Source organism: uncultured Senegalimassilia sp. (assembly GCF_934632265.1).
Lineage (GTDB): Bacteria > Actinomycetota > Coriobacteriia > Coriobacteriales > Eggerthellaceae > Senegalimassilia.
In genome coordinates this window covers 1-3,988 of record NZ_CAKTYH010000147.1, presented here as the reverse complement: position 1 = coordinate 3,988, position 3,988 = coordinate 1, and the positions used below count along the sequence as shown (strand labels likewise).

The window sequence follows — 3,988 nt, the reverse complement described above, 5'->3', positions numbered from 1 at the left end:
GGAAACGGCTTGCAAGATGCGCCCCGCCAGCAGCACCCAGAATCTGGGCGCCGCCAGGCACATCAGAGAGCCCGCGAGCGACAGGCCCAGGGCAAGCAGGATATGCTGCCGCGCGCTGAATCGTTTGGAGATCCAGGTGACGGCAGGAACGGCAACCCCGAGCATGAGCATATAGCCGGTGCTGAGCCACTGCCCAAGGCCCACGGTGATGTCCATGTCGGCCACGATACCCATCATCATGGCGTTCACGGCAGTCTGCGACAGGTTGCCGCACGCCGCCGAAAGGACCACCAGCGCGAACAGCGAATATGCCGCACGTTTGTCGGTCGCAGGCAAAGACCCTCCTTTCGCAAGCCGCCTGAGCACGGCGAGAACGGGAATGCAAGCGAACAGGTTGAACAGGGTTGAACAGGGGACGGAGGTGTGTTCACGAATTCCTTTCGGGGACGCAAGGCGTCCAACGTAAACACACCTCCGTCCCCTGTTCAACCGCACGGCGCTCGCTAGTTGAAGCGCTGCTGGGTTTTCTCCAGGCCATCCGTGACCAGGCCCAGGGCTGCCTGGCTTGCCAGGTGCGTGGCCTGGGCGAAATCGTCGGCCTGCTCCTTCTTCGGGCGGCCGAGCACCCAGTCGACCACCGGCATGCGTCCCGGCGGGCGGCCGATGCCGCAGCGCACGCGGAACCAGTCGCGCGTGCCCAGTTTGTCGCAGATGCTGCGAAGCCCGTTGTGGCCGGCGTGACCGCCGCCGAACTTCACGCGGATGGTGCCCGGGTCGATATCCAGCTCGTCGTGGATGACGATCAGGTGATCGGCCTTCACGCCGTATGCGTTCATCAGCTGCTTCACCGGGCCGCCCGATGTATTCATATAGCTTTGCGGCTTGGCCAGCACCACATCATGGTCGCGCCACACGCCCTTGGCCGTAAGTGCGCCGCACTCGGTCTTCCAGTAGCGCGCGCCCACCTCTTCCGCCACCAGATCAAGCGAATCGAAGCCGGCGTTGTGGCGCGTGTGCTCGTATTCCTCGCCCGGATTTCCCAGGCCAACGATTAAAAACATGCTTTTCCTTCTTATATAAGCGCTCCGGGACCGCGCCCGAAGCTTTTAACAGGCGAAAACCCGCCAGGGCCGACGGATTTCGAACGCCATCGCGTCGCCTCCAAGACCGGAGCCCTTAGCAGGCGGACACCCACCGAGGCCGACGGATTTCGAACGCCATGACCCCACAGACCCGGCGCGTCTTACCCCAACGACAAGCGAAGCCCGCCCGAGCCCCTTGCGAAGCCAGGCGGGCTTTCCCCGTTTTAAGATACGCTGCCCGTGCTGCCGAACCCCATAGAGAGCCACCGCGTCAGAGCGAGGCCCAGGCCCACGCCCGTGCGAGCGAATGCAAGGGCGACGCAGCACGAGAGCTTGCGATGTCAGGCAAGCCCTTCGCCGGTCCGAGCGGCGAAACGATTATTCGAACAGGCTTGCGACGGAGCCGTTGTTGTACACGTTCTTGATAGTCTGCGCGAACAGCGGAGCCAGCGTGACGACCTTGATCTTGCCGGTCTGGCGCTCGAGCGGCACGGGCACGGCGTTGGTGACCACGACCTCCTCGATGCAGGAGTTCTCAAGTCGCTCGTAGGCAGGGCCGCTGAACAGGCCGTGCGTTGCGCAGGCGTAGATCTTCTTCGCGCCCTTGGCCTTGAGCGTGGTGGCTGCGGCCACCAGGCTGCCGGCGGTGTCGATCATGTCGTCGTTGAGGATGCAGATCTTGTCCTTCACGTCGCCGATCAGGGCCGTGATCTCGGCCTGGTTGTGCTTCGGGCGGTCCTTGTGCATGATGGCGATGTCGCAATCGAGCAGCGTGGAGAACTTCTTGGCGGCCTTTGCGCGTCCCACGTCGGGGGACACCACGCACAGCTCCTCGGACTTGAAGCCCTTCTGCTCGAAGTAGTCCACGAAGATGGGCATGGCCGTCATGTGGTTGACCGGCTTGTCGAAGAAGCCCTGGATGGCGTCCTGATGCAGGTCGATGGCGATGATGTTGTCGGCACCGGCGGCGGTGAGCAGGTCGGCCACCAGCTTGGCGGTGATGGGCTCGCGCGGGGCGGCCTTGCGGTCCTGGCGCGCGTAGCCGTAATGCGTGATGACGGCGCTGACGCTGTGCGCGCTGGCGCGCTTGGCCGCGTCGATCATGATGAGCAGCTCCATGAGGTTGTCGTTGACGTCGAAGCCGTTGGGGCTCGAGCAGACGGACTGCACGATGAACACATCGGCGCCGCGGACGCTTTCCTGGTAGCGAGCGTAGATTTCGCCGTTGGCGAACTTCTCCAGCTTCACATTGCCCAGGGAGATGCCCAGCTCCTGTGCGATCTCGTCGGCCAGCTTCAGGTTCGAGGAACCCGAAAACACTGCCATCCTCTTACGCTTTTCCATTTCCGCAGTCATGCGCGTGCTCCTTCGCATCGCTTCGCAGTTGTTCATACGGAACCCATTTTACCCGGCGGAAAAGGAAAAGGCCAGCTGGCACGCGAACCCTCTATGAGGACTTCACGGCCAGCCGGCCCAGTTAGCTTACGAAAGGCTCAGGGAGACGCGGCTTATTTGCCTTCAGCGGCCTGACGAGCGCGCTTCTTGGCGGCCCAGCCGGGGATCTCCACCTGCTCGGGGCGCGTGAGCGCCAGCGCGTCGGACGCCACTTCCTTGGTGATGCACGACGCCGCGCCGATGATGGCGCCATCGCCGATGGTGACAGGAGCCACCATCATGGTGTCGCTGCCCACGAACACGTTGTCGCCGATGGTGGTGGGCCACTTCTTCTTGCCGTCGTAGTTGCAGGTGATGGAGCCGGCGCCGATGTTGACGCCCTCGCCCATGGTGGTGTCGCCGATGTAGCTGAGGTGCGGCACCTTGCTGCCGCGGCCGATGGTTGATTTCTTGATCTCCACGTGCGTGCCGGCCTTCGCACCCTCGCACAGGTGCGTGCCCGGGCGCAGGTAGGCGCGCGGGCCGGCGGTTGCGGCGTCGTCGATCTGCGCCTCGATGGACACCGTCTCCTCGATGATGCAGCCGCGGCCGACCTTCGTGTCGGTCAGGCGCGTGTTCGGGCCGATGACGCTGTCCTCGCCGATCTCGGTGGCGCCCATGAGCATGACCTGGGGAAGCAGCTCGACGTCCTGGGCGATCTTCACGTCGGGGCCGATCCAGACCTGGTCGGGGTCGACCATGGTGACGCCGGCTGCCATGTGCGCGTGGTTGATGCGGCGCTGCATGACCTTGGTGACCTGGGCCAGCTGGATGCGGGAGTTGACGCCCAGGCACTCGGCGGCGTCGTCGGTGGCAAGCGCCAACACGGGACGGCCGGCGTTGCGGCAGATCTCGAGCACGTCGGTGAGATAGAACTCACCCTGAGCGTTATTGTTGCTGACCTGGGCCAACGCATCGAACAGGGCGCGCGCGTCGAAGCAGTAGAAGCCGGAGTTGCACTCGTTGACCGCCGCCTCCTCGGGCGTGGCGTCCTTCTGCTCGACGATGCGCTCGACCTGGCCGTCGGCGTCGCGGATGATACGGCCGTAGCCGGTGGGGTCGTCCAGCTTCATGGTGAGCACCACCACGGCGGCGTTATTCTCGTCGCGCACCTGCGCCAAGCGGGCGATGGTCTCGGGCTTGATGAGCGGGCAGTCGCCGGTGAGCACCGACATCGAGCCGTCGAAGCCGGCGAAGGCGTCGGCGCAGGCCAGCACCGCGCCCGCCGTGCCGTTCTGCACTTCCTGGACCACTACCTGCGTGTCGCCCTCGACCAGCGGGATGACCTGCTCGCGGGCATGGCCGACCACCGTTGCCACCTGGGTAACGCCGGCGGTGTGGGCGGCGTCGACCACCCAGCGCACGAGCGGCTTGCCCAAAACCTCGTGTGCCACCTTGGGCTTTTTGGACTTCATACGGGTGCCCGCGCCCGCAGCCAAAACGATAGCGGCAGCTTCCATGCGATCCTCCTT

General features: G+C 64.6%; 4 protein-coding genes. All 4 read right to left on the bottom strand.

From position 1 onward, the window contains the following. Window positions 1-336 (bottom strand): MFS transporter (locus tag Q0H50_RS08710; RefSeq protein WP_294421490.1); only part of this gene is annotated, 336 nt, incomplete at its 3' end. Window positions 337-503: 167 nt separating this feature from the next. Next, window positions 504-1,061: an aminoacyl-tRNA hydrolase gene (gene pth, locus Q0H50_RS08705; RefSeq protein WP_276668639.1), complete on the bottom strand. Its 558-nt coding sequence runs from the start codon at window positions 1,059-1,061 to the stop codon at window positions 504-506. A 399-nt stretch (window positions 1,062-1,460) separates the two neighbouring features. Continuing rightward, the gene (locus tag Q0H50_RS08700) at window positions 1,461-2,438 is read right to left on the bottom strand and encodes a ribose-phosphate pyrophosphokinase (RefSeq protein ID WP_181859389.1); all 978 of its coding nucleotides are present in this window, start codon (window positions 2,436-2,438) and stop codon (window positions 1,461-1,463) included. A gap of 152 nt (window positions 2,439-2,590) precedes the next feature. After that, a partial coding sequence (gene glmU, locus Q0H50_RS08695; protein ID WP_366936653.1) for a bifunctional UDP-N-acetylglucosamine diphosphorylase/glucosamine-1-phosphate N-acetyltransferase GlmU occupies window positions 2,591-3,988 on the bottom strand: 1,398 nt, incomplete at its 5' end.